This window comes from Arthrobacter sp. TJ-58 (assembly GCF_058269295.1).
Genome location: NZ_JBZCNM010000002.1, coordinates 146,195 through 169,629, shown reverse-complemented (window position 1 = coordinate 169,629; position 23,435 = coordinate 146,195). Strand labels below are relative to the sequence as shown.

23 protein-coding genes, 1 pseudogene and 1 riboswitch are annotated in these 23,435 nt (G+C 65.9%); of the genes and pseudogenes, 12 read left to right on the top strand and 12 right to left on the bottom strand.

What is annotated here, in order from left to right:
• Nucleotides 1–477 carry a YccF domain-containing protein gene (locus tag AC4D2W_RS06965; protein WP_490926198.1) on the bottom strand — a complete coding sequence of 159 codons (477 nt, stop codon included), beginning with the start codon at nucleotides 475–477 and terminating at the stop codon, nucleotides 1–3.
• Between the two features lie 89 nt (nucleotides 478–566).
• On the opposite strand from AC4D2W_RS06965, the gene AC4D2W_RS06960 reads away from it, so the two are divergent.
• Together AC4D2W_RS06960 and AC4D2W_RS06955 are read left to right on the top strand one after the other, a co-directional pair.
• Nucleotides 567–1,052: a pyridoxamine 5'-phosphate oxidase family protein gene (locus AC4D2W_RS06960; protein WP_490926197.1), complete on the top strand. Its 486-nt coding sequence runs from the start codon at nucleotides 567–569 to the stop codon at nucleotides 1,050–1,052.
• 26 nt (nucleotides 1,053–1,078) lie between these two features.
• The gene (locus tag AC4D2W_RS06955) at nucleotides 1,079–1,642 is read left to right on the top strand and encodes a HutD/Ves family protein (protein WP_490926196.1); all 564 of its coding nucleotides are present in this window, start codon (nucleotides 1,079–1,081) and stop codon (nucleotides 1,640–1,642) included.
• Nucleotides 1,643–1,720: 78 nt separating this feature from the next.
• On the opposite strand, the gene AC4D2W_RS06950 is transcribed toward AC4D2W_RS06955, so the two are convergent.
• A complete protein-coding gene (locus tag AC4D2W_RS06950; protein WP_490926195.1) occupies nucleotides 1,721–3,343 on the bottom strand; it encodes a DEAD/DEAH box helicase in 1,623 nt (540 codons plus the stop codon).
• A gap of 323 nt (nucleotides 3,344–3,666) precedes the next feature.
• Here AC4D2W_RS06950 and trmB point away from each other — a divergent pair, with 323 nt between their 5' ends.
• The 5 genes from trmB (at nucleotide 3,667) to AC4D2W_RS06925 (ending at nucleotide 8,208) form a co-directional block, all read left to right on the top strand.
• Nucleotides 3,667–4,548 (top strand): tRNA (guanosine(46)-N7)-methyltransferase TrmB, encoded by an 882-nt coding sequence (gene trmB, locus AC4D2W_RS06945; RefSeq protein WP_490926194.1) that lies wholly within the window; start codon nucleotides 3,667–3,669, stop codon nucleotides 4,546–4,548.
• Nucleotides 4,549–4,553: 5 nt separating this feature from the next.
• The gene (locus AC4D2W_RS06940) at nucleotides 4,554–5,567 is read left to right on the top strand and encodes an NYN domain-containing protein (protein WP_490926193.1); all 1,014 of its coding nucleotides are present in this window, start codon (nucleotides 4,554–4,556) and stop codon (nucleotides 5,565–5,567) included.
• Between the two features lie 114 nt (nucleotides 5,568–5,681).
• Nucleotides 5,682–6,362 (top strand): class I SAM-dependent methyltransferase, encoded by a 681-nt coding sequence (locus AC4D2W_RS06935; RefSeq protein WP_490926192.1) that lies wholly within the window; start codon nucleotides 5,682–5,684, stop codon nucleotides 6,360–6,362.
• A gap of 104 nt (nucleotides 6,363–6,466) precedes the next feature.
• Nucleotides 6,467–7,438: an ABC transporter ATP-binding protein gene (locus AC4D2W_RS06930; protein ID WP_490926190.1), complete on the top strand. Its 972-nt coding sequence runs from the start codon at nucleotides 6,467–6,469 to the stop codon at nucleotides 7,436–7,438.
• Nucleotides 7,435–8,208, top strand: a complete 774-nt coding sequence (locus tag AC4D2W_RS06925) for an ABC transporter permease (protein ID WP_490926189.1) — start codon at nucleotides 7,435–7,437, stop codon at nucleotides 8,206–8,208. Before AC4D2W_RS06930 ends, AC4D2W_RS06925 begins: the two co-directional genes overlap by 4 nt.
• Before the next feature lie 25 nt (nucleotides 8,209–8,233).
• On the opposite strand, the gene AC4D2W_RS06920 is transcribed toward AC4D2W_RS06925, so the two are convergent.
• The 5 genes from AC4D2W_RS06920 to AC4D2W_RS06900 form a co-directional block, all read right to left on the bottom strand.
• Nucleotides 8,234–8,746, bottom strand: a complete 513-nt coding sequence (locus tag AC4D2W_RS06920) for a heat shock protein transcriptional repressor HspR (protein WP_490926188.1) — start codon at nucleotides 8,744–8,746, stop codon at nucleotides 8,234–8,236.
• 85 nt (nucleotides 8,747–8,831) lie between these two features.
• Entirely contained in the window at nucleotides 8,832–9,827 is a 996-nt protein-coding gene (locus AC4D2W_RS06915) for a DnaJ C-terminal domain-containing protein (protein WP_490926187.1), read from the bottom strand.
• A gap of 121 nt (nucleotides 9,828–9,948) precedes the next feature.
• Nucleotides 9,949–10,584: a nucleotide exchange factor GrpE gene (locus tag AC4D2W_RS06910; RefSeq protein ID WP_490926186.1), complete on the bottom strand. Its 636-nt coding sequence runs from the start codon at nucleotides 10,582–10,584 to the stop codon at nucleotides 9,949–9,951.
• A 2-nt stretch (nucleotides 10,585–10,586) separates the two neighbouring features.
• Nucleotides 10,587–12,467, bottom strand: coding sequence for a molecular chaperone DnaK (gene dnaK / locus AC4D2W_RS06905; RefSeq protein WP_490926185.1), 1,881 nt, complete (start codon nucleotides 12,465–12,467; stop codon nucleotides 10,587–10,589).
• 127 nt (nucleotides 12,468–12,594) lie between these two features.
• Entirely contained in the window at nucleotides 12,595–13,101 is a 507-nt protein-coding gene (locus AC4D2W_RS06900; RefSeq protein ID WP_490926184.1) for a DUF3995 domain-containing protein, read from the bottom strand.
• Nucleotides 13,102–13,255: 154 nt separating this feature from the next.
• On the opposite strand from AC4D2W_RS06900, the gene AC4D2W_RS06895 reads away from it, so the two are divergent.
• Genes AC4D2W_RS06895 through pabB form a run of 3 tightly spaced genes read left to right on the top strand, consistent with a single transcriptional unit; the run spans nucleotide 13,256 to nucleotide 16,818 of the window.
• Complete coding sequence (locus AC4D2W_RS06895; RefSeq protein WP_490926183.1) at nucleotides 13,256–14,059, top strand: class I SAM-dependent methyltransferase; 804 nt, start codon at nucleotides 13,256–13,258, stop codon at nucleotides 14,057–14,059.
• 57 nt (nucleotides 14,060–14,116) lie between these two features.
• Complete coding sequence (locus AC4D2W_RS06890; protein WP_490926182.1) at nucleotides 14,117–14,635, top strand: low molecular weight protein-tyrosine-phosphatase; 519 nt, start codon at nucleotides 14,117–14,119, stop codon at nucleotides 14,633–14,635.
• Nucleotides 14,632–16,818, top strand: a complete 2,187-nt coding sequence (gene pabB, locus AC4D2W_RS06885) for an aminodeoxychorismate synthase component I (RefSeq protein ID WP_490926181.1) — start codon at nucleotides 14,632–14,634, stop codon at nucleotides 16,816–16,818. Before AC4D2W_RS06890 ends, pabB begins: the two co-directional genes overlap by 4 nt.
• A 9-nt stretch (nucleotides 16,819–16,827) precedes the next feature.
• Here the strand turns inward: pabB and cls are convergent, their stop codons facing one another.
• The gene (gene cls, locus AC4D2W_RS06880) at nucleotides 16,828–18,303 is read right to left on the bottom strand and encodes a cardiolipin synthase (RefSeq protein ID WP_490926180.1); all 1,476 of its coding nucleotides are present in this window, start codon (nucleotides 18,301–18,303) and stop codon (nucleotides 16,828–16,830) included.
• Between the two features lie 70 nt (nucleotides 18,304–18,373).
• Here cls and AC4D2W_RS06875 point away from each other — a divergent pair, with 70 nt between their 5' ends.
• Complete coding sequence (locus tag AC4D2W_RS06875; protein ID WP_490926179.1) at nucleotides 18,374–19,249, top strand: aminodeoxychorismate lyase; 876 nt, start codon at nucleotides 18,374–18,376, stop codon at nucleotides 19,247–19,249.
• 17 nt (nucleotides 19,250–19,266) lie between these two features.
• On the opposite strand, the gene AC4D2W_RS06870 is transcribed toward AC4D2W_RS06875, so the two are convergent.
• Genes AC4D2W_RS06870 through AC4D2W_RS06860 form a run of 3 tightly spaced genes read right to left on the bottom strand, consistent with a single transcriptional unit; the run spans nucleotide 19,267 to nucleotide 22,317 of the window.
• On the bottom strand, nucleotides 19,267–20,121 hold the full coding sequence (locus AC4D2W_RS06870; RefSeq protein ID WP_490926178.1) for an energy-coupling factor transporter transmembrane component T family protein: 855 nt from the start codon (nucleotides 20,119–20,121) through the stop codon (nucleotides 19,267–19,269).
• Nucleotides 20,118–21,689 carry an ABC transporter ATP-binding protein gene (locus AC4D2W_RS06865; RefSeq protein WP_490926177.1) on the bottom strand — a complete coding sequence of 524 codons (1,572 nt, stop codon included), beginning with the start codon at nucleotides 21,687–21,689 and terminating at the stop codon, nucleotides 20,118–20,120. Before AC4D2W_RS06865 ends, AC4D2W_RS06870 begins: the two co-directional genes overlap by 4 nt.
• Nucleotides 21,676–22,317, bottom strand: coding sequence for an ECF transporter S component (locus AC4D2W_RS06860; RefSeq protein WP_490926176.1), 642 nt, complete (start codon nucleotides 22,315–22,317; stop codon nucleotides 21,676–21,678). The genes AC4D2W_RS06865 and AC4D2W_RS06860 overlap by 14 nt, the downstream gene beginning before the upstream one ends.
• A 58-nt stretch (nucleotides 22,318–22,375) precedes the next feature.
• A riboswitch (TPP riboswitch) is annotated at nucleotides 22,376–22,515 on the bottom strand.
• Between the two features lie 90 nt (nucleotides 22,516–22,605).
• Between AC4D2W_RS06860 and AC4D2W_RS06855 the strand changes: the two genes are divergently transcribed.
• Nucleotides 22,606–22,869, top strand: a complete 264-nt coding sequence (locus AC4D2W_RS06855) for a DUF4235 domain-containing protein (RefSeq protein WP_490926175.1) — start codon at nucleotides 22,606–22,608, stop codon at nucleotides 22,867–22,869.
• Nucleotides 22,870–23,073: 204 nt separating this feature from the next.
• On the opposite strand, the pseudogene mnhG reads toward AC4D2W_RS06855, so the two are convergent.
• Nucleotides 23,074–23,424, bottom strand: a pseudogene (gene mnhG / locus AC4D2W_RS06850) (monovalent cation/H(+) antiporter subunit G); the annotation flags it as partial.
• Nucleotides 23,425–23,435 lie beyond the last annotated feature (11 nt).

Below are 23,435 nucleotides of genomic sequence, written 5' to 3'. Positions count from 1 at the left end.
TTAGCGGCCGTACTGCCCGTAGGCCGAGCCCGGACCGGATCCCTGGCCGGGACCGTACGCATCGTAAGGGACAGCCGAACCGTACGGCGTGATGCCCGCACGGCCCGTGGGAACAATAACTTTGCCCAGCGGCATCAGGGAAATCGGCACCATTTTGAGATTCGCAATGCCCAGCGGGATGCCAATGATGCTGAGGAACATCGGAATAGCCGTCATGATGTGCCCGGCGGCGATCCAGATTCCGGCCACCACCAGCCAGATCACGTTGCCCGCAGTGGAGAAAAGGCCCGGGGCGCCGCCGCGGTCCACCACCGTTCGTCCGAAGGGCCAGAACGCGTAAGCCGCGATCCGGAAAGAAGCAATGCCGAACGGGATGGTCACGATCAGCGCGCAGCACACGATGCCGGCCAGCACATAGCCCAGGGCCAGCCAAATGCCGCCGAACAAAAGCCAGATGATGTTCAGGATGAGGTTCATCGTCTCATTGTGGTGCACACTTCCGTGCGGCACCATGCTTCACGGCCGTGGCTGGCGGCGGTTCGGGCCGCTGCAACTAGACTGGGTGCATGTTGCCAATCAATGATGATGCCGGAACACCCGCCGCCAAGCCCGTGGAACTGACTGCCAACCAATGCTGGGATTACATCCGCAGCGCGGAGATCGGCCGGCTGGCCGTCATCACCGACGCGCATCCCGAGATTTTCCCGATCAACTTTGTCGTGGACCGCGGGTCCGTTGTTTTCCGGACCGCTGAAGGAACCAAGCTTCGGGCAGCCCTGGAAGGCAGCGCTGTCGCTTTCGAAGTGGACGGTTACGATGACACCCTCGGCTTCGCCTGGAGCGTTGTCCTGAAGGGATCCGCCGTACGACTGGAGTCCATCGAGGAAGTCCTCGCCTCGGATGAACTCCCCCTGTTCCCCTGGCAGTCCGGGGAAAAGAACCACTTCATGCGGATCGAGCCGGCAGAGACCAGCGGCCGCAGTTTCCGAATCAACAGCGCTGCCCGCAGGCATTACCTGCGCGGAGCCAATCCGCAGCCTTCGATCGAGTAAGAAACAGTTCAGCGAGTTAGGACACCGTGAGCAGTACAGCAGACATGGACAACACCGTCATTCGCTTTCCGGGGCTGGCCTCCGCCTCCTGGGGAAAGAACAACGGCCGGGTCAAGGAGCTCGCGGCAGGAGCGGGGTGGCGCCTGAGCATTGCGTCCATCGACAAGCCCGGCGCCTTCACCGCGTTCCCGGGAATGGACCGGATCACGGTGCCGGTGGAGGGAGAGCTGCTGGTCCTTTCCGTGGACGGTGTGGAACACGGCATGGAGAAATTCCGTCCTTTCCGGTACTCCGGCGACTCTGCGGCCGAGGCCGCTCTGCCCACCGGTCCGGTGACCGTCCTGAACACACTGGCGGACCGGAACACCACCGGTGCTGCGGTGATGGTGGCAGAGCTGTCCAAGAAGAACCCGCAGACCCTCGGCGAAGGCCAATTCCTGGTGCTGCTGCACGGAAACGCCACGGTCACCGCAGCGGACGGTTCCTCGGCAGCGCTGGAGCCGCTGGACGCCGTGGCCGGGGATGCGGAGCGTCCCGCGGTGCTGGGACGCGGGTTTGCCGCCGTCGTATCCTTTTACGAGCTGGACTAGGGCCGGAGCCCTTCAAAAGCCAAAAGGCGCCTGCTTCCCGAAGGAAGCAGGCGCCTTTTTGTGCTTTAGAGCTGAACCCTAGCGGGACCGGCGCTCATTGGAGGCCGGAGCCGTGGCACGGCGCGGGCCTGCGCCGCGGGCGGGACGGCCGGCACCGGAAGGTGCCTGTCCGCGTGTTCCGGCCGCGGGGCGGCCGGATGCTGCGCCCTCGCCTCCGGCACGCTGGCCGGTGGCCGGGCGGCGGTTGCGGCCCTGTGCGGTGGCAGCTGCAGCTGCTCCGCGGCGTCCGTCCTGGGTGCGCTGGGCGCGGGGTGCGTCGGGCGTGAAGTCGTTGCGGTCACGCTCGCTGCGGTCGGTGCGCTCAGCCGAAACGCGTCCGCGGCCGCCTGATCCGCCCCGGCCGCCGGCACGGGGTGCGGTGGTGGAACGGGCAGCGCGCTTGCGCTGGGCATTGGCGCCGGTGGAGCGGCCGCCGCCCTGCTGCGGGGACTTCGACGCCAGTTGGGCGGCGCGCACATGCGGCTCCACAACAGCGGCTCGGTCACCGATCAGCTTGGCGATGGACGGAGAATTGTGCGAAACCTTTTCAATGGAGACGTCAACGCCCGCAGCCTTCATCAGCTTGGACACTTCGCTCTTCTGCTCCGGCAGGGTCAGCGTGACGACGGTTCCGGAAGAACCGGCGCGTGCCGTACGGCCTGAACGGTGCAGGTATGCCTTGTGTTCCGTGGGCGGGTCGATGTGGACAACCAGCTCAACGTCATCCACATGCACGCCGCGGGCTGCGACGTCGGTGGCTACGAGTACGCGCACGTCACCGGAGGAGAATTCCGCCAGGTTCCGGTCGCGGGCGTTCTGGGACAGGTTGCCGTGCAGATCAACGGTGGGAATACCGCTGTCCGTCAGGAACTTGGCCATCTTGCGGGCGTGGTGCTTGGTTCGCATGAACATGATGCGCCGGCCGGAGCCTGAGGCCAGTTCCTTGACGAGCAGCTTCTTGGCCGTCTGGTCCTGGACCAGCAGCACGTGGTGGTCCATGGTGGACACCGCTGCCTGCGGCTCATCAACGGAGTGTGTCAGCGGGTTGGACAGGTAGCGGCGGACGATCTTGTCCACGCCGTTGTCCAGCGTCGCGGAGAACAGCATGCGCTGTCCCTTTTCAGGAGTGCGGTCCAGCAGGCGCTGCACAACCGGCAGGAATCCAAGATCAGCCATGTGGTCGGCTTCATCGAGCACAGTGATTTCAATGGATTCCAGGCTGATGACCTTCTGCTTCATCAGGTCTTCAAGCCGGCCGGGGCAGGCAATGACAATGTCAACGCCGGCCTTGAGTGCCTTTTCTTGGCGCTGCTGGGAGACGCCGCCGTAAATAACGGTGGTGGTCAGGCCCAGTTCCTTGGCGAGCGGCTCAATCACGTTGTTGATCTGTGTGGCCAGTTCGCGGGTAGGTGCCAGGACCAGCCCAAGCGGGCGGTTGGGCTTGCGGCGGTAAGCCGCTTCAGCCTCGGCCAGCCGGGTAACCAGCGGAAGTGAGAAAGCGAGGGTCTTGCCGGAGCCTGTGCGGCCACGGCCGAGCACGTCGCGGCCCTTAAGTGTGTCGGGAAGGGTTTCAACCTGAATCGGGAATGCTTCGTCAATTCCGGAAGCGGAGAGGGAGGAAACCAGAGCCTTGGGTACACCAAGGGCAGCAAAAGTAGTCATTAAAAGACAAGCAACTTTCGGTAAGTGGCCCCCAAAACCGTATGGCGCCGGGGGTTCGCCGAAGAAAAGTCAGACAGTGTCCAGTGGCTCGGCCGTAAGGGGCCGGCGGGACAAAAGAAAGCGTTCTATCGACGCAGGTTGCGCTGCTTACACACGCGCTTTGAGGCGCGGCAGTCACAACAACTTCGTCCAGTTTACCGGTTTGTTCCCAGTTTCCTAATCGGCGGCTCAGCGCAGGGCCTCGTAACCGTCCCACACCGGCCGGTTCCGGCCCGGCGGAGGGCTGCGAACGAGCCGCTGCGCAGCCGATAACATTAACAGTGATGACTACTGAACCAGCCCTGCCCGATGCCGGCTCCCTGAACGCTGAAGATCCGGCGGATGCCGGCGTGCCGGATGAAACCGGAGACGCCCGGCACTTCCGCTCGCCGGTCTCCTTTGTCCGCCGCGGATCCCGCCTCCAGGGCCGCCGCCAGCAGGCCTGGGACGAGCTGTCGGACCAGTTTGTCATTGACGTCCCCCGCGCCGAAGCGGACACCTCGGTGGATCCGGAGTACGTGTTCGACGCCGCCGCGGAGTTTGGGCGGTCCGCTCCCCTGGTGGTGGAAATCGGTTCCGGCTTGGGCGAAGCCGTCACGCACGCCGCAGAACAGAACCCGGACAAGAACTACCTCGCGGTGGAGGTTTACCTTCCCGGCCTGGCCCAGACCCTGCAGCGCATTGGCCAGAAGGAACTCACCAACGTCCGCGTGGTGCAAGCCAATGCTCCCGAGGTCCTGACCACCATGCTTCCGGCCGGTTCAGTGGACGAGGTCTGGGTCTTCTTCCCCGACCCCTGGCACAAGACCCGCCACCATAAGCGCCGCATGGTCAAGGACGAGTTCGCCGAACTGGTGGCCCGCGTCCTGGTGCCCGGCGGCATTTGGCGCCTGGCGACCGACTGGTCCGACTACGCGGTCCAGATGCGTGAAGTACTGGACGCTTCGGCCCGGTTTGAAAACCTGCACGACGGCGAGCGCGCCGGCGAAGACAGCCCGCTGACGCGCGTCAACCGGGAGGGGCTGGAAAAGAAGGCGCCGGTGAACGACGTCGACACCCGGGGCGGGTGGGCGCCGCGCTTTGACGGCCGCACCCTGACCAGTTTCGAGAACAAAGCCCACCAGGCCGGGCGCCTGATCTTCGACCTCACCTACCGCAAGGCATGATTCCCATGACAGAACCCAATGATGCCCGCGTCGGCCTCTACATAGACTTCGACAACATTGTCATCTCGCGATACCAGCAGCTGCACGGCCGCAATGCCTTCCAGCGCGACGGCATCCGCAACTTCGACAAGTTCAGCCGCGACGCGGATCCCGAGATTGCAGCCAAGCTGACCGCGGCAACCGTCGATTTCAACGCCATTATCGACTTCGCCGCATCCTTCGGCACGCTCGTCGTCAACCGCGCCTATGCCGACTGGTCCGTTCCGGTCAATGCCAGCTACCAGCGCCAGCTCATGTCCCGCGCGGTGGACCTGACCCAGCTGTTCACCACCACCACGAGGGGCACCAAAAACGGTGCGGACATCCGCCTTGCCGTCGACGTGGTGGAGGACCTCTTCCGCCTGCCGGACCTCACGCACGTCATTATCGTGGCCGGAGACTCCGACTACATCGCACTGGCGCAGAAGTCCAAGCGGCTCGGCCGCTTTGTGGTGGGCATCGGCGTTGCCGGATCCACCAGCACGTCTCTCGCCGCAGCATGTGATGAATTCGAGGACTACGATTCACTGCCGGGCATCGACAAGGGTGCTGCGGCCGCTGCCGCAGCGGACCGCCCCGCAGCAGGCGGGAAGCTTCCCCAGCCTGCGGAAATCCAGCCCGAGCCGGTCTCCGGCAAGACCCGGATTCTCACCACGATCCCCATGTTCTCCGACGCCGGTGACATCCAGCTCGACGAGCCGGAGGAACCCGAGGACATCGATCCGCAGACCATCGCCACGGAACTGCTCCTCCGGGCACTGCAGATCGGCCACGCCAAGGGCGATGCTGACGAGTGGCTCAATACCGGCACCATCAAGAACCAGATGCGCCGGATGGATCCCTCCTTCAACGAGAAGCCGCTCGGTTACCGGTCCTTCACGGACTTCCTCGCCTCGCACAGCGATCTGGTGGAGCTGGAGGAAAGCGGACCGCAGCGCCTCATCCGCCTGCGGCCGGACGCGGATACTCCAAAGCGCTGATTATCGGCTCCTGCACCCTTGCGCATCTGCGCATCGGAGACTTCGGGCAGGCGTTGTTTGCCATGGCGGCAAAAAGACTTTGCCGGCGGCATATCCCCGATGCATGCTTCAGTAATGGAACACAGAAATCATCACGCCGCGGACTCCGCCGAACCGGTTGAGCCCGGCATGACCCCGCCGCAGACGCCGGAAGCAATCAGGTCCTTCTGGGACCAGCGCTACACCGAAAAGCCCGCGCTCTGGAGCGGACAGCCCAACGCCGTCCTGGTGGGCGAGGCGAGCGGGATGCAGCCCGGCAGGGTATTGGACGTTGGCTGCGGGGAGGGCGCCGACGCCGTGTGGCTGGCGGAGCAGGGCTGGGACGTCACGGCACTGGAGGTCTCCCGGGTGGCCCTCGACCGGGCCGCCCGGCAGGCCGGGCAGCGGGGCGTTACTGTCCGGTGGCTGCACGCCGGCCTGGTGGAGGCGGCCCTTCCGCCGGCCTCCTTTGACCTGGTATCGGCTCAGTATCCGGCGCTGCTGCGCACCGGGACAAACGCAGCCGAAAGAGCCCTCCTAAATGCCGTGGCTCCCGGAGGCGTGCTCCTCATGGTGCACCATCCGCTGCCCACACCTGAGGAAGCTCAAAAGCACGGTGTTGATCTCCGCGACTACGTGGGCCTTAGGGACGTGGCGGACCTGCTCGACGGCAACTGGCGCATCGAGCTGGACGAGACCCGCCCCCGGCATGTGTCCACCGGAGCGGGCTCCCACCACACCGAGGACGTGATCCTGCGGGCGCGCCGCCTGAGCTGAGCAACAGCCTCCGTTGAGCAACAGCCTCCGTTGATTAGCGGCCCCCTTCATCGCCCCAGGGAACCTTGACAGGCCGGACGGGCGGTCGACAGCATGAAGGAACCGTGACTTCCATTCCCAGTTCCGCAACTCGGCCGGCCGGCTCCGCCGGCACCTCAGAGGTGTTGGCAGCTGCGCGGTCCGTCACTAAAAGCTATGCCGGGAAGCCTGCCCTGCGCGGGGTCAGCCTGGACATCCGGGCCGGAGAAGCTCTGGGACTGCTCGGCCCCAACGGCGCAGGAAAGTCCACCCTGCTGAACCTGCTGAGCGGGATCCGCACCCCGGAAGCCGGAACGGTGGAGCTCTTTGGCCGCAATCCCCGTGAGCCTGCCGCGCGGCGGCAGCTCGGAACAACACCCCAGGCAACGTCGGTGCCGCCCACGCTGCGGGTACGGGAAACCGTGGACTTTGTTGCTGCCCACTATGAACATCCGGTACCGGCGCCTCAACTGCTGGCCGAATTCGGGCTCACACATATTGCCGATAAACAGTGCGGCGGGCTCTCGGGCGGCCAGCAGCGCCGGCTGCTGGTGGCACTTGCGTTGGTGGGCCGGCCACGGCTGGTCATCCTGGACGAACCCACCACCGGGCTGGATGTCGAGGCACGCGAAAATCTCTGGGAGCGGCTGGGCCAGTACCGGCGGGACGGCGGCACACTGCTGGTGACCAGCCATTACCTGGAAGAGATCCAGGCCCTCTCCGGAAGGGTGACGGTTCTGAACAACGGAGAGGTGGTTGCTGACGGAACCGTGGACCAGATCCGCAGCCGGGTCTCCGTCAGCAGGGTGTCCTTCCACACCGACCGTCCGCCGTCGTGGTTTGAATCCCTGCCTGAAAGCGCAGGGGCCACCGCCGGGGCGGACGGCTCAGTGACGGTCCTGAGCCGGGACTCGGATGCAACGGTACGGCGCCTGGTCCGTGACAACGTTCCGTTTTCCCGGCTGGAGGTCCACACGGCCAGCCTCGAAGAGGCATTCCTGTCCCTGACGCATCTGGGTGCCGGCATGCAGGAACCCGCTGCCGAGGAGAAGCCATGAGTACGGCCGCTTTAATCCGCGCTCACACCAAGGCTCAGGTGCTGGAACAGCTGCGCATCCCGATTTCCGTCATCTCGTCGACGCTTTTCCCCACTCTGGCCCTGGTCTTCTTTGTCCTTCCGCAGCAGGCAGTGACGTCCAACCCCGTGGCCTCACTGATCGCCGTCGCGCAGCTGGCGCTCTTTGGCGTGATGAGTTCGTTCCTGTTCAACTACGGCATCGGTGTTGCCGAGGACCGCGCCAATCCGTGGAGCAGCTACGTGCGGACGCTGCCGGCCGGCGCGGTCCCGCCAACTGCGGCCCGGGCACTGACGGCCATGCTGTTCGCGTTCTTTTCCCTGATCCCCGTGATGCTGGTGGGCATGCTCACCACGTCGGCGCTGGACGCCTTCAGGTCAGGCGCGCTGTCCTGGTGGCGGGTGCCGGCTGCCATGCTCGCGTGGCTCGCCTGCGGGCTGCCGTTCCTGTTTTTGGGCCTGCTGATCGGCTACCTGTGCACCTCGAAGGTCGCAATCGCCGTGACCCAGGTGGTCTTCTTTCCGCTCGCTTTTGCCGGCGGGCTGATGCTGCCTCCGGAGCTGTTCAGTTCCGGGCTGAACAGTTTTTCCCTGTTCCTGCCCACCCGGGCTGCCCGCGACCTTTCAGTGGCGGTCTTTGCCGGTCAGCCGCTGAGCGCGGCGGCAATCCCCTGCCTCGTCGCCTGGACGCTGGTGCTGGGAGCCCTGGCTGTGTGGGCCAACCGGCGGGACCAGGGTCGGCGTTTCCGTTAGGCGCCGGGACCTGCCGTATCCGTGCCTAGAGCGATTGCACGTAGCCGTCGTCGGCGTAGTCCATGGCATCCTGCTTGCCGGCCGGAAGCGCCCGCAGCCTGCCGCGCCGCTGCACCAGGGAGGCCAGGCTCAGCTGGGTCCCGAACGGCCTCGACGCCGGCGGACGCTGTCCGCGGGTCAGGGTCACGACGTCGCCGGCCAGACCTGCGGCGAACACCCGGCTGCGGTCGGGAGTGCGCTGCTGGACCGCGTCCAGCTCGGCAGAGAGTTCATCAATCCGGGCGCGGAGCCCTGACACCTGGTTTTCCAGCTGCATGATGCGCTTGATGCCCTCCAGCGAGACACCCTCCTGGGACAGGCGCTGAACCTCGCGCAGCATGTCGATGTCATGCTGCGAATAGCGCCGGGACCTCCCGGGAGCGCGGCTCGGACAGACAATGCCCAGCCGGTCATACTGCCGCAGTGTCTGCGGATGCATGTCAGCCAGTTCTGCGGCAACGGAGATCACAAAGATAGGCGCGTTGACGTCTATTCCCATTGTTCCTCCTTGACAGCTGTTGAAGTAGTAACCATAGCCCGGTTCCGCTCCCGCGGCACGGGAAACCGGACCTCGAATTCGTCAGCTACAGGCGGGCCTTGGATGCCAGTCCGGCGCGGGGATCCTCGCCCTTGGTGGCATCGGCAAAAGCCTCAACCGCAGCCTTCGCTTCCTTATTGAGATGTGACGGAACGGCGACGTCGACCGTCACCAGGAGATCGCCGTTGCCTTTGGACGTCTGCACGCCGCGTCCCTTGACCCGCAGGGTGCGCCCCGACGGCGTACCGGCAGGAACCTTCAGCTTCACGGTCTCCGAGGTCAGTGTCGGCACCTCGATGGTGGCGCCGAGTGCGGCCTCGGGGAAGCTGACCGGAACATGGATGCGGATGTTGTTGCCGTCCCGGACAAAGAAATCATGCGGGGTGACGTTTACGGTGACCATCAGGTCGCCGTTGCCTGCGGCACCGGGCTGGCCCTTGCCGCGGACCCGGATCTTCTGGCCGTCCTTGACTCCGGCAGGCACCCGGACTTCCACCACTTCACCGCTGGGTTCCCGCAGCCCGATGACGGTGCCGTTAATGGACCCGGCAAAGGAGATGGTGGTGCTGGCCGTGCGGTCGGCGCCCTTCTGCGGCGGAGCGGAACCAAACCCGCCGCCGAAGCCTCCGCCGCCAAACAGGTCGGCGAACTCCGGCGGAATGTTGCTGCCGCCGGTGCTGTAGCTGGTGCGGCGGCCGCCTCCGGGACGCGCTCCCTGACCAAACAGTCCGCCAAAGAGATCCTCGAAGCCGGCTCCTCCTGCGGGGCCTGCGCCGCCGGGGCCGCCCGCGGAGAACCGTGCACCGCTGCCCATCGCGCGGATGGCGTCATACTGCTGGCGCTCCTCGGCGTCCGAAAGCACCGAGTACGCTTCCGAAAGATCCTTGAACATCCGCTCGGCCGAGGGATCGTCCTGGTTCTGGTCCGGGTGATACTTGCGCGCCAGCTTCCGATACGCCTTCTTGATATCGGCTTCCGACGCGTCCTTGGGAACGCCCAGAATCTTGTAAAAATCCTTATCGACCCAATCCTGACTAGCCAATTGGCGTCCCCTTCCTCGGTTTTACTGCTCCCGCCCGCAACCCGCGGGTTGCGGTCCGGACATGCACTGCTGAATGAGAAGTACCCGGGGCCGCCGTGAGACGGCCCCGGGTACCTGTTTCCTACTGCTCCGGAACGGAGACGATAACCTGCGCCGCCCGCAGGACCCTGTCGTTGGCCTTGTAGCCGGCCCGCAGAATCTGGGTCACAGTATCGAACTGCACGTCCGCGCTTTGCTGCTGAATCAACGCTTCGTGGATGTTCGGGTCAAATTCAACCCCCACCTCGTCAATCCGGGTCAGCCCGTAAGACTTCAGCGTGTTTTCCAGTTTGTTGGCGATTGAGGCAAACGGCCCCTCCACCAAGTCACCGTGCTGGCGTGCTGCGTCGATGTCATCCAGGACCGGCATCACGGAGTTCATTACTCCAATGACTGCCATTTCCCGGGCGACGTCGCGGTCACGCTCCACCCGCTTGCGGTAGTTGACGTATTCCGCCTGGAGCCGCAGCAGGTCATTGCGCAGTTCCACGGCCTCCGGTGATCCGGCAGCGGAGGGCTGCGGCGGAACATCGGCGCTGTTGAGGATCTGCTCGGCCTGCGCCAGGGCGTCGCCGTCGGCGCCGCCCTCAGGCTGCGGTGTTTCCTCGGATGCCGCCGACGCAGGGTCCGCCGCTTCGGAGTCCGCCGGCACCTGGCCGGCGGCTTCCTGCTCTTCGCCGTTCGGCTTGTCGTTGGGGAACTCGTTACCAGCCGTCATGATTACTTCTTGTCTTCGTCGTCGACAACCTCGGCGTCAACGATGTCCTCGTCGCCGGCGGAGGATCCGCCGGCTGCGCCCGCGTCACCGGCACCGGCACCGCCTGCGGCACCTGCAGCGCCTTCAGACTGGGCCTGAGCGTAAATGGCTTCGCCCAGCTTGGTCTGCGAGGACTGCAGCTTCTCGAACGCCGACTTTACTTCGTCGTCGTTCTCGGTGCCTTCGAGTGCCTTCTTCAGCGCGTCAACATCGCCCTTGACCTCGGTCTTGACGTCTTCGGGCAGCTTGTCGTCGTTGTCCGTGAGGAGCTTGTCCACGGAGTAGGCCAGCTGCTCGGCGGAGTTGCGGACGTCCGCAGCCTCGCGGCGCTTCTTGTCCTCCGCTGCGTGCTCTTCGGCTTCGCGGACCATGCGGTCGATGTCTTCCTTGGAGAGGGAAGAACCGCCCGTGATGGTCATGGACTGCTCGGCGCCGGTGCCCTTGTCCTTGGCGGACACGTGCACAATGCCGTTGGCATCGATGTCGAAGGTGACCTCAACCTGCGGGACGCCGCGAGGAGCCGGAGCAATGCCGGTCAGCTCGAAGGTGCCCAGCGGCTTGTTGTCGCGGGTGAACTCGCGCTCACCCTGGAAGACCTGAATGGCCACGGACGGCTGGTTGTCATCCGCCGTGGTGAAGGTCTCGCTGCGCTTGGTGGGGATGGCCGTGTTGCGCTCGATCAGCTTGGTCATCACACCGCCCTTGGTTTCGATGCCCAGGGACAGCGGGGTGACGTCGATCAGCAGAACGTCCTTGCGCTCACCCTTCAGCACACCGGCCTGCAGGGCGGCGCCAACGGCCACAACCTCATCCGGGTTCACGCCCTTGTTGGGCTCCTGGCCGCCGGCCAGTTCCTTCACCAGTTCGGACACGGCCGGCATACGGGTGGAACCGCCAACGAGGATGATGTGGTCGATGTCCGCAACCTTGATGCCGGCTTCGGAGATGACGTCCTTGAACGGCTTCTTGGTGCGGTCCAGCAGGTCCTTGGTCAGGTCCTGGAACTTGGCACGGGAAAGGTGCTCATCCAGGTGGACCGGGCCTTCGGGGGTGACCGAGAGGTACTGCAGGGAGATGTTGGTGGAAGTCGCGGAGGAGAGTTCCTTCTTGGCCTGCTCGGCAGCTTCCTTCAGGCGCTGCAGGGCGATCTTGTCCTTGGACAGGTCAGCACCCTTGGCCTTGGCCTGGCTCAGCAGGTAATCCACAATGCGCTGGTCCCAGTCGTCGCCGCCGAGGCGGTTGTCACCGGCGGTGGCGCGCACCTGGATGGTGGAGAAGCCGTCTTCATCCTTGCCGACTTCGAGCAGGGAGACGTCGAAGGTTCCGCCGCCGAGGTCGAAGACCAGGATGAGTTCGTCTTCCTTGCCCTTGTCCAGTCCGTAGGCCAGAGCTGCGGCGGTGGGCTCGTTGACAATGCGCAGGACGTTCAGGCCGGCAATCTCGCCGGCTTCCTTGGTGGCCTGGCGCTCGGCGTCGTTGAAGTACGCGGGGACGGTGATCACGGCGTCCGTGACCTTCTCACCCAGGTACGATTCGGCGTCGGACTTCAGCTTCTGCAGGATGCGTGCGGAGATTTCCTGGGCGGTGTACTTCTTGCCGTCAATGTCCACGTTCCAGTCGGTGCCCATGTGGCGCTTGACGGAGGAAATGGTGCGGTCAATGTTGTTCACGGCCTGGCGCTTGGCGATTTCGCCTACCAGGACCTCGCCGGACTTGGCGAAAGCAACAACCGAAGGGGTGGTGCGGCCGCCCTCTGCGTTGGCGATAACCGTGGGCTCGCCGCCTTCCAGGACAGAGACAACCGAGTTCGTGGTTCCAAGGTCAATACCTACTGCACGTGACATATTTGCTTCCTCTTTCCGTGGCAAACTGCGCCGGGAGGGCCAGGCACTCCCGCAGCGCGTCTTGAGCGTTCTGCACTCAACTTTACTCAGGACGCGTTCTTTGTCAACAAAGTTGAGTCGAACCGACTCAACTTCTGAGAGGTGGCCCGGACAGCTGAACAGCTCCGGGCCGTGAGAACAGCAGATAAGCCAGCAGGGCCAGCCCCCAGAGCAGGAACAGCGGATCCCACAGCCAGGCGTGTCCGGCCATCGCCGGGAAGTTGTATCCGCCGGCGGGCACAATCCATCCCGCGAGCACCAGGTTGCTGACCACGGTGTTGGCACCGCCGTAGAGCACCAGGAGTACTGCGCCTGACCAGCTCAGACGCCGCCACAGCTTTTCCCGGCCCAGCCGCCCGTACTCAACAGCCACCGGAATCACGGCGGCCGCCGCCTTGGCGAGGACAACCAGCCCCAGGCCGAGCCCGGTAAGCAGCGGTGAAGCCGAGGAGATCCGCACGGCCTCCGTGCCCACGGTGTCCAGCAGCCAGTGCCCGCCAAGCGCCCAGTAACCGCTGAACAAGGCATGCACCAGACCCGCTGCGCACGCCGTCCACACGCACACGCGCTGCGTACGCTCCCGCGATGCCTCCATCTCAGCCCTCCGGCCGAAGCCCCCGGGGCGTCAGCCCAGAGACCATCGTCCCGAACGGGAAAGCCCCGGCACAAGGGTCCCCGGGAATCTCCGGCCGCAGACACACGCAGCAATCTCCCGGCAATACGCCATCCGGTCCGCGTATTCTCCTCCTATGGCTCCGGAACAGTATTCGCACGGCCACCACTCCAGCGTGGTGGGGGCCCATGCGGTCCGCACGGCCGCCGACTCGGCAGCGTATCTGCTCCCCTACCTTGAGCCGGGCATGGCCCTGCTGGATGTGGGCTGCGGCCCGGGCAGCATCACCGCGGACCTGGCCAACCTGCTGGACCCGGGAACGGTCATCGGGCTGGACCAGTCCGAAGACGTGGTTGCGCAGGCCCGGAAGCTCACTGCATCCCGGGGTCTGGCGAACGTGGAGTTTGCGGCAGGCAACGTGTATGACCTGGATTTTCCCGACGCGGCGTTCGATGTCGTTCACGCCCACCAGGTCCTCCAGCACCTCGCCGATCCCGTGGCCGCGCTGCGCGAAATGCGGCGGGTCACCCGGCCCGGCGGAATTGTGGCCATCCGGGACGCGGATTTCCACGGGATGAGCTGGTACCCGGAACTTCCGGAGCTCTCCGAATGGATGGACGTCTATCAGCGCATAGCCCGCGGCAATGCCGCCCAGCCCGACGCCGGCCGCCGCCTGGTCTCGTGGACCCTCGAGGCAGGTTTCACCGAATTTGTTCCGTCCGCCTCCAACTGGCTGTACGCCACCGAGGACCGGCGCACCTGGTTCGGTGAAGGATGGGCGGAGCGCGTGCTGCACTCGGCGTTTGCTGATCAAGCGCTGGACCGGGAACTCACGGACAGGGCCGGACTTGAACGGATGGCGGCCGGCTGGCGGCGCTGGGCCTCGGCAGCGGACGGATGGTTCCTGCTCCCCTCCGGGGAAATTATCGCCTGGGCCTGACCATCCGGGCGCCCGCAGCCGGTCCGGGGCAGGTGCGGCGCTGGGTAGGCTTGGGGAATGTACCGAATCATCACGGTCTGCACCGGAAATATCTGCCGCTCCCCCATGGCCCAGTTCTGTCTGGCCCGCGCCTTTGAAGAAGCCGGGCTCGGGTCCGAAGTCTCGGTGGATTCCGCCGGAGTCACCGCCTGGGAAGCAGGCAACCCCATGGACCCCCGTGCCGTGGAGGAACTCCTGTCCCACGGCTATGACGCAGAGCGGGCGCGCCGTTTTCGCGCCCGCGAGTTCGAGGAGGAGTGGTTCGAGGACCGTGACCTGGTGCTGGCCATGGACTTTGGGCACCTTCGCCGGCTCCGGGAGCTGGCCGCCGATCGCCCGGACCGCGATAAAATCCGGCTGATCCGCAGCTTCGATCCCGCCTCGGCGGCTCTTCCCCCGGAGGAACAGGGCATCGAAGATCCCTGGTACGGGGACATGACGGACTTTGATTCCTCCTACGCCATGATCCAGGCGTCCCTGCCCGGCGTGGTGCAGCATGTCCGGACAGCCCTTGAGGCTGCCTCCGGGCAATCGTGACGTTTTTCCAGGCGGCGGCCGCCACCACGGCCGCTTCCCTGACGCTGCCCGTCCTCATCGCCGTCGACGGCTTTTCCGGTGCCGGGAAAACCACGCTCGCCACAGAACTGGCAGCGGCATTGCGTGCCCACCACACCGTTTCCCTGTTCCATCTCGAGGATGTTTACCCCGGTTGGGACGGACTCGCGGACGGAATCACCTATTTCAGTGAGCATGTGGCCGCTCCCCTGGCCGCGGGACGCACGGCCCACTGGCAGCAGTGGGACTGGGTGGCCGGCCGCTACGGAGAGCAGCGCACAACCGAACCGGCGGAGATCGTCATTTTTGAGGGCGTCGGGTCCTCCGCAGCTGCAGTGCGCCACCTGCTCGACGCCGCCGTATGGGTTGCTGCGCCCGCAGGACTGCGCCGCGAACAGGCACTGGCACGCGACGGTGACACCTATGCCCCGCACTGGGAAAGGTGGGCTGCGCAGGAACGGTCCTGGGCGTCGGACGATCCGGCGCCGGGCCGCGCGGACATCACGGTTGACCGGCAGCACGCCTCCGGAACTCCGCGGGCCGCCGCAGGTTACGTCCTGCGTGCCCTCGGCGGGTTCGCGCTGCCCAGACTCCAGCCGACCTGGGCCGGACGCAACGCCGCGGGCGCTGAAACCGTCCGGGTGGAACGGCTGGATACCTGGGTGGATCCCGAGCAGCTGTTCGGGGAACTTTTTGGTTCGGCTTCCCGCTCTGTGTGGCTGGACAGCTCCAGTGCGGGCGCGGAGTTCGAGGCGCCTGGGTTCGAGGCGCCGGGGCCACGGAACGCAGCGTCCGGCGCCGCCCATATTGCCTCCCGCAGCCGCTTCAGCATCATGGCGGACGACGGCGGCCCGCTGGGCAGGTACGCGGAGCACCGCAACGCAGTCACCACCGTTGTTTCGGGGCCGGTGACCCTTTCCCGTCCCGGCGCCTTCTTTCCGTGGCTCGATTCGGTCTGGGGCTCGGCCCGGGCGACGGTCCCGGCGGACTATCCCTGCGGCTTTGCCCTGGGTTGGCTCGGGTTCCTGGGGTACGGACTCAAGCGCGAAACCGGCGGAACACAAAATCCTGCCGGCCCCGGAGCCGATGCCCGTCCCGAGGCTGCGCCTGATGCTGCCTTGATTTTCGCGGGCCGGGCAGTGGTGCTGGACCATGAGCAGCGGTGCCTCTACGTCTTAGCCCTGACGGACGACGGATCCGGCAGCGGTTCCGTCGGAGACGAAGCCGGCGGCGAATGGACCGACCGGGTCCGGAAGGCAGCGCAAAGTGCTGCCGCCGCCCGGCCCGGAGCATCCCCGGGTGCGGTGCCCGTCGGCCTGCAGTTCTCCGTCCGGGATCACCGGAGCTCCTACCTGGCCAAGGTTCGCTCCGCCCAAACGGAAATCAGCGACGGAAACTCGTACGAGGTATGCCTGACCACCGCCCTGACCGCCCGGCTTAGCGCGCCCCTGGCAGCACCAGACATCTTGGCCGTGTACCGGGAACTTCGGCAGCGCAATCCGGCTCCGTTCGCATCGCTGCTGCGTTTTGGCGGCTATGCCCTGGCAGGCACCTCACCGGAGCGCTTCCTGTCCTTCACCGGAGCCGGTGCGCTGCGGGCCGAACCGATCAAGGGGACTCGGCCGCGCGGAGCCACGGAGCGGGAAGACCGGGCGCTGGAAGCTGATCTGGTCTCTTCATCCAAGGACCGTGCGGAAAACATCATGATTGTGGACCTGCTGCGAAACGACCTCTCCCGCTTCGCCGTTCCGGGGTCCGTCACCGTTCCCCGGCTCTGCGCGGTGGAAAGCTACGCCACAGTCCACCAGCTGGTGAGCACGGTGGACGCCCAGCTGCTCCCCGGAGCCTCCCGCGCCGAAGCCGTTGCCGCTGCCTTTCCACCCGGATCAATGACCGGTGCACCAAAAATCAGCACCATGGAAATTCTGGACCGGCTGGAGGGGGCTCCGCGCGGCGCCTATTCCGGCGCCGTCGGCTGGTTTTCCCTCACCGGCGCGGCGGACCTGTCCGTGGTGATCCGGACCCTGGAGATCCGGGATTCCTCCCTGACTTTGGGCGTGGGCGGAGCGGTCACGGCGGATTCGGATCCGGCAGCGGAATGGGACGAGGTCCGGGCAAAGGCCTTTGGTGTGCTGAGCGCGCTGGGGGCGGCGTTTCCGCAGTAGCCGGGCGGACTACTGCAGGGTGGCTGTCAGCCGGCAGACATTGTCGATGTAGCGCTGCCAGACGGGCCGCCCGATCCATTCGGACAGCAGGAGTTCCCGGGACAGGGAGCGGTAGGTGTCTTCGATGCGCCGCATGTTCTCCACGATGTCCCCGTCGAACATCATGACGGACACTTCCAGGTTCAGGGAGAAGGACCTCATATCCATGTTCGAGGAGCCCAGGACGGCCACCTCGTTGTCAATGGTGAAGTGCTTGGCGTGCAGGACCAGGGGTTTGGGATAGAGGTAGATCCGGATACCGGCACGCAGCAGGGCCTCATAGTAGGAACGCTGGGCGTGGTCCACCAGGAACTGGTCGCCGCGCTCGGACACGAACAGTTCCACCTGCACGCCGCGCTGGGCGGCGGTGGTAATGGCGTACAGCAGCGAATCGTCCGGGACAAAGTACGGGCTGGTAATGGAAATGCGGTCCGACGCTGAATAGATCAGGGACGTGAACAGCCGCAGGTTGTTTTCCGTGCTGAACCCGGGGCCGCTCGGAACCACCTGGCAGGTCACATCGCCGGGCTTGGTCTCCCACTCGTACAGGCTCAGTTCCCGTTCCAGGTTTTCATCTGTTTCGGCGTTCCAGTCGGTGGCAAAGACGACGTTGATCTCATCCACCACCGGTCCTTCAAGGCGGGCCATCAGCTCCACCCATTTGCGGCCAATCTTCTGGTTGTGCGGCTTGCGGTAGGAGGGCTCCACCAGGTTTTGCGACCCGGTGTAGGCCACCCTTCCGTCCACCACCAGGATTTTGCGGTGGTTGCGCAGGTCCGGCCGGCGCCACTGGCCGCGGGCCGGCAGGACGGGCAGCATGCGACGCCACTGGATTTCCGAGCTGCGCAGTTCCTTCAGCAGACTGCGGTACCCGTGCACCCGAAGCGTGCCGATGTGGTCGAACAACAGACGCACCCGCACTCCACGGGCCGCGGCCTCCTTGAGGGCCGCAAAGAACTCCCGGGTCACGTCGTCGTAGCTCATGATGTAGAACTCAACGTGCACGTACTTCCGCGCCCCGCGCACCACTTCGGTCATCTCACGGATGGACTCGTTGTAGTCCCGCTGCAGATGTACTTCGTTGCCGTCGAGGCTGGGAAAAGAGCCCAGCCGCCGGTTCAGTTCCGTGGCCGAGACCACCCATTCGGGCCCGGAATACGTGCTGCCTTCGGCCTCCAGCTCCCGGGTGTTCTCACGGACTGCACGGTTGATTTGCGCCTGGCGTTTCACCCGGTGCTGAGACAACCGGAAGTTACCGAAGAGCAGGAAGAGAATGATGCCCGGAAGCGGCAGAAAAAAGATGCACAGGAGCCAAGCCATGGCGGTAGTGGGCCGACGGTTCCCCGGCACCACTCCCAGCGACACAACGCGGATGACATAATCCAGCACGGTCAATACCGTGGCAATCCACACGGGGAGCGCTGATCCCGTTAAAGCCACCCACACACGACGCTCCTATCAGCAGATTTGTCCTTCCTTAGACTAGTCTGCCGGGACGGCAAACTAGTCTGGGTCCATGACTGTATTGGTATTCCTGGACCCAGAATTCCCCGAAGGCCGGCTGGCGGAGGCAGATGTTCCGCAGCTCAGGGCCACTGACCTCGGCGCCACGCGCGGCGACGGCATCTTTGAATCGATGCTCGCAGTGGACGGAGCCGCCCGCAAAATGGACGCGCATCTGGACCGGATGGCCTCCTCGGCGCAGGCGCTGGACCTCGTTGTGCCGGAGCGGGAAACCTGGGAACGAGCCGTTGCCACTGCCCTGACGGAGCTGACAATCCGGGAGGGAAACGGCGAGGCAGTGGTGAAACTGCTGCTGACGCGCGGCGTGGAAGGAGCGGATTCCCCCACTGCCTGGGTGGCGGCCACCCCCGTTCCGGCCGGAGCCCGGGAGCGCACGGCCGACGGATTGGCGGTCCTGCTGCTGGACCGCGGCTATGACAGCACCCTTGCCGACCGGGCGCCGTGGCTGCTGCTGGGCGCCAAGACCCTGTCCTACGCCGTCAACATGGCTGCCCTGCGGTATGCGAAAGCCAACGGCGCTGACGACGTCATCTTCACCTCCTCGGACGGCAAGGTCCTGGAGGGGCCCACCTCCAGTGTGATCCTGGCGGTGGAAGAAGACGGGCAGAAAATGCTGCTGACGCCCGAGCTGGAGAGCGGGATCCTTCCCGGCACCACGCAGCGCGCGCTCTTTGATGCGGCCGAGGCGGCAGGCTGGGCCCGGGGCTACGGCCCGCTGGAGCCGGTCCACCTGATGGAGGCCGACGCCGTGTGGCTGGTTTCCAGCATCCGGCTGCTGGCCCCGGTTACCTCCATTGACGGCACCCCGATCGGTTCGTCCCCTGCCCTGACGGAAGAGCTGACGGCGCTGCTGCGCGGCGCACTATAACCGGGCACGGCTGGGGCCTAGCTGAGGATGAAGTTGAAGCTCCCGGCCGCAACCGCCGCCGTCAGCGCCCCGGCTGCCAGCACCACTCCGTAAAGCGTGACCCAGGCGTCCAAACCGGTAAACACCGAGGTCCGGGCCCAGGTCCTGCCGCCGCTGCCAAAGCCGCGGGCTTCCATGGCCGAAGCCAGGCGGGTGGCGCGGCGCACGGCCTGGACCAGCAGGGCAACCGCCTGGCCGAAGAAGGACCGGATGCGTGTCAGGAGGCCGGAATCGGCGCCCACTCCGCGTGCATGCCGGGCCATGCCCAGGGACTGCCATTCCGAGACCAGCAGCCCCACCAGCCTCATGCCGGCCAGTGCCCCAAGCACAAACCGGTGCGGCAGATGCAGTTTTTGCGCCAGGGCGTCGGCCAGATCGGTGGGGTCGGTGGAAGCGAGCAGATAGATCCCGGGCAGCGCGATTGCCAGGCCCCGCAGCCCGATCGCGATGCCGGCGGCCACCGAATCGGAGGTGAAGAGGACGGGGCCGGCATCCAGCAGCACGGTGCCGGTCTTTTCCGCCAGCAGGGCCGTGCCCCAGGCGCCCACCAGCGCGCCGATGAGCAGCGGCCAGATGCGTTTGAGCAGGGTGAGCGGCGCAATCCGCAGCAGCGGAAGCAGGAGAAGTTCCCCGGCCAGGATGATGGTTGAACTGACCCAGTCAACGCTGACCAGCACGGCGAGCGTCACCGCCAGGGCGGCAGCCAGCTTGGAAAGCGGGTTGGCTCGTTCCAGCAGCGTTCCGGCGGGACGGCGGGAGGGATTGCGCAGATCCGCATGCGCCGCGACGGAATGTATGCCTGTTTCCGGCGCACCTGTGTCCGCAGCCCTCATGGACGCATCCCCCTTCCTGCGCGGCTCTTTCCTGCCCGGGCTTGCTCCACGGTTGCAGCGGTGCCGTCCTGTACGTGCAGCACGTCTCCGCCCAGGGCGGCCAGGAAATCCGCGTCATGCGTTACCGAAACCACCGAGCGGCCCTCGGCCAGCAGAGCGCGGAGCAGATTCACGAGTTCAGCCCAGGTATTGGCGTCCTGTCCGAAGGTGGGCTCATCAAGGAGCAGGATGTCCGGTTCGGTGGCGATCATGGTGGCCACCGAAAGACGGCGCTTTTCGCCGCCCGAGAGCGTGAACGGGTTGGCGTCCAGCAGGGCGGTAAGCCGCAGCCGGCCGGCCAGGGTTTCCACGAGTTCCTCGATCGCGGCTTCCGGCATTCCGGCGCGGCGGGGTCCGAATGCCAGTTCACCGCGGACGGTGCCGGTCAGGAACTGATGCTCGGGTTCCTGGAAAACAGTGCCGATCCGGGTTACCAGCTCAGTGGATTTCCAACGGCCCGGGTCCGCTCCGGCGGAACCGGACAGCGCCGGTGTTGCCTGCAGGGTGCCGGACACGGGTTTCAGCAGCCCGCCCAGCGTGAGGGCCAGCGTGGACTTGCCCGCCCCGTTGGGGCCGGTGATTCCCAGCGACGTCCCGGCACGCAGCAGCAAATCCACGCCCGCCACAACGGCAGGGGTGCGTTTGCTGCGCCCGGCTCCGAGCCCGCTGGCTTCCAGCAGTGCTGCCCCCGGCTCCTGCGGAAGCGGCGCGCTCACGGCAGGTGCGGATCCCGGAAGCCAGACCCCGGCAGCCGTCAGCCGGGTCCGGTGGCCGGGATCGGCCAGCACCTGTGACGGCGGACCGTCGGCGAGTATTCCGCCGTCGGCCGCCAAAACCACCACCCGGTCCACAATGTCCGCCCACACCGCAACCCGGTGTTCCACCACAATCAGTGTTGCACCGGTGCGCGCCAGGACGCGTTCGACGGCGGCACGGACTTCCGCCACCCCGTCCGGATCAAGGTTGGCTGTGGGCTCGTCGAGCAGCAGCAGGCCCGGCTGCATGGCCAGCACTCCGGCCAGGGCCAGGCGCTGCTTCTGTCCGCCGGAGAGGGCGGCCGTGGAATGGTGCAGCGGCACCCGCAATCCGACGTCGTCCAGGCTTGTCCGCACCCGCTGCCAAATCTCCTGCGGCGGCACCCGGAGGTTTTCCGCGCCGAAGGCAACCTCGTCCCCCACCCGGGAGAGCACCAGCTGGGACTCGGGATCCTGCAGGACCAGGCCGGCCCGGCCGCGGGCCTGCAGCGGAACAACCCCGTCCAGGGTGAGGCTGCCGTGTTCTTCTCCCGCCGCGTCCGGTCCGGAGCCCTCGCCGAGCACACCGGCCAGGGCATGCAGCAACGTGGACTTCCCGGCGCCGGAGGCACCGAGCAGGAGCACCTTTTCGCCCGGTTCAATGTCCAGGGTCAATCCCGAGATCGCGGGGGTGCTGCGTCCGGCATGCCGCCAGCCGTAGTCCCGTGCCCGTACGGTCACGGGGGAAGACACAGGGGAAGACACGGGGGACGAAGATGGATTACGAACGGGCATTGGATCCCGCGTCAGCTGCCCGTCCCGAGGCGAACGGAGCCAGGACGCCGGTCCGCGCCAGCGCGCGGGCGGCAAGCCAGGACAACACCCCGGCCAGGACGGCGCCGGAGACAGCGGCGAAGAGCGTGTAAAGCGCCTGCCACTGCAGCGCCCATTCAGGGCGGTAAAGGATGTTCTCGCTGACCCCCAGGAACACTCCGGAGACCAGGCCGGCCAGCATGGCCACGGACAGGGTGTACCGGACATAGAGGAAGGCGAGGAACACCAGCTCCGCGCCCAGCCCCTGGATGAATCCGGACAACAGCACCGAGAGGCCAAACTGGGTTCCGAGCACGCCGGACACCGCGGAGGCGAGAACCTCGCAGTAGATGGCGGCTCCGGGTTTGCGGATGATCAGCGCGCCCAGGACTCCGGCGATCAGCCAGCCGCCGGCGTACAGGCCGCCGAGCGGCGGAAAGGCCAGGAACACAACTTCCACCCCGTTGTAGGCCAGGGACCAGGCCCAAAAAATGACGCCGACGGCCACTGCGATCACGGAGGCCACCACAATGTCGACCACGCGCCACGGGCGCCGCCACGGTGAGTTTTGCCGGCGGGAACGTTGTGCCGGGGACATGTTCTGCTGCATGAAAAAACCTCCTGAGGTACAGGAGGGGAGGGATGGCTCACGACGGATTGCCGTGAGATCCCGTGAGATCTCGACTCCCTAGCGCCGGTACTAACCGGATCAGGTTCGAGGGTCTGCGGTTGTCCGCACTCTCAGCGCCTTGGTCCTCCCGCATCGTGCCGAAGCACGGGCGGGGAGGGCGCTCCCCTGTCGTATGTTTTGCGCTTCCCACTCTACACACGGGCAAACCACTTTGGGCGGCCCGGCGGGTAGGGTTAGGGAAACGGCCCCCACAAACTAGGAGCATCCATGAACCTGATCCTGAAACTGCTTGGTACCGGCGCAAGCGTTGGCGCGGGCATTCTGTCCGCTAAAATCCTGGACTTCATCTGGACCAGGGTGACGGGCAACGAACCGCCCCGGGACAAGGACGGAGTGCTGGACGTCAACCTCCGCACCGCGGTGATCTTCGCCGTCGTCTCCGGCGCCGTCAGCCAGGCCATCCGTGTCCTGACCAACCGCGGCACGCAGCGCGCCATCCAGCGTTACCAGAAGACGCCGGACGTCGTCTAAGCAGCAGCACCCTCCACCACAGGGCGCTCAGCCCTCGGGATTTCCTCCCGGGCGGCGGGCGCCCTGTGCTGTGTCCGGCCTCGATCCGGGAAACACTCCGTGATGTGCTTCGGTGGATCCCGTCCGCGGCAGGACGTCATCATCCAGCGAACTTTCCTGGTCCGGGGCCCCGGGATCGTCATCCACCAGCGGGTCTTCCCCTTCTCCGTCATCCCCGGGGCTGTCCGTCCTGGCCTGGATCAGCAGTTCCTGCGCGCGTCCCACAACATCATCCAGTTCGTCGATGCTGAGCAGCTCCGGGCGCAGGTGCTTTGTCCGGTAACCGGCGCGGCCCACCATGTGGGCGGACACCGGGGCGGTGAGGATCATGAACAGCCAGCACACTCCCAGCACGGGCAGCAGCACCCAGCTTTCAAAGCGGACCGCCATTGCCAGCAGGAACAGCAGCAGTCCCAGCACCTGCGGCTTGGAGGCCGCATGCATGCGGCTCATCAGGTCCGGAAACCGCGTCAGACCGATGGCGGCAGCAAGGGACATCAGTGCCCCGCCCGTCATCAGGATTCCCA

Coding starts and splice junctions, on each gene's coding strand:
- AC4D2W_RS06965 (WP_490926198.1), bottom strand. CDS start 477: ATGAACCTCATCCTGAACATCATCTGGCTTTTGTTCGGCGGCATTTGG.
- AC4D2W_RS06960 (WP_490926197.1), top strand. CDS start 567: ATGTTGCCAATCAATGATGATGCCGGAACACCCGCCGCCAAGCCCGTG.
- AC4D2W_RS06950 (WP_490926195.1), bottom strand. CDS start 3,343: ATGACTACTTTTGCTGCCCTTGGTGTACCCAAGGCTCTGGTTTCCTCC.
- trmB (WP_490926194.1), top strand. CDS start 3,667: ATGACTACTGAACCAGCCCTGCCCGATGCCGGCTCCCTGAACGCTGAA.
- AC4D2W_RS06940 (WP_490926193.1), top strand. CDS start 4,554: ATGACAGAACCCAATGATGCCCGCGTCGGCCTCTACATAGACTTCGAC.
- AC4D2W_RS06935 (WP_490926192.1), top strand. CDS start 5,682: ATGGAACACAGAAATCATCACGCCGCGGACTCCGCCGAACCGGTTGAG.
- AC4D2W_RS06925 (WP_490926189.1), top strand. CDS start 7,435: ATGAGTACGGCCGCTTTAATCCGCGCTCACACCAAGGCTCAGGTGCTG.
- AC4D2W_RS06920 (WP_490926188.1), bottom strand. CDS start 8,746: ATGGGAATAGACGTCAACGCGCCTATCTTTGTGATCTCCGTTGCCGCA.
- AC4D2W_RS06910 (WP_490926186.1), bottom strand. CDS start 10,584: ATGACGGCTGGTAACGAGTTCCCCAACGACAAGCCGAACGGCGAAGAG.
- dnaK (WP_490926185.1), bottom strand. CDS start 12,467: ATGTCACGTGCAGTAGGTATTGACCTTGGAACCACGAACTCGGTTGTC.
- AC4D2W_RS06900 (WP_490926184.1), bottom strand. CDS start 13,101: ATGGAGGCATCGCGGGAGCGTACGCAGCGCGTGTGCGTGTGGACGGCG.
- AC4D2W_RS06895 (WP_490926183.1), top strand. CDS start 13,256: ATGGCTCCGGAACAGTATTCGCACGGCCACCACTCCAGCGTGGTGGGG.
- AC4D2W_RS06890 (WP_490926182.1), top strand. CDS start 14,117: ATGTACCGAATCATCACGGTCTGCACCGGAAATATCTGCCGCTCCCCC.
- AC4D2W_RS06875 (WP_490926179.1), top strand. CDS start 18,374: ATGACTGTATTGGTATTCCTGGACCCAGAATTCCCCGAAGGCCGGCTG.
- AC4D2W_RS06870 (WP_490926178.1), bottom strand. CDS start 20,121: ATGAGGGCTGCGGACACAGGTGCGCCGGAAACAGGCATACATTCCGTC.
- AC4D2W_RS06865 (WP_490926177.1), bottom strand. CDS start 21,689: ATGCCCGTTCGTAATCCATCTTCGTCCCCCGTGTCTTCCCCTGTGTCT.
- AC4D2W_RS06860 (WP_490926176.1), bottom strand. CDS start 22,317: ATGCAGCAGAACATGTCCCCGGCACAACGTTCCCGCCGGCAAAACTCA.
- AC4D2W_RS06855 (WP_490926175.1), top strand. CDS start 22,606: ATGAACCTGATCCTGAAACTGCTTGGTACCGGCGCAAGCGTTGGCGCG.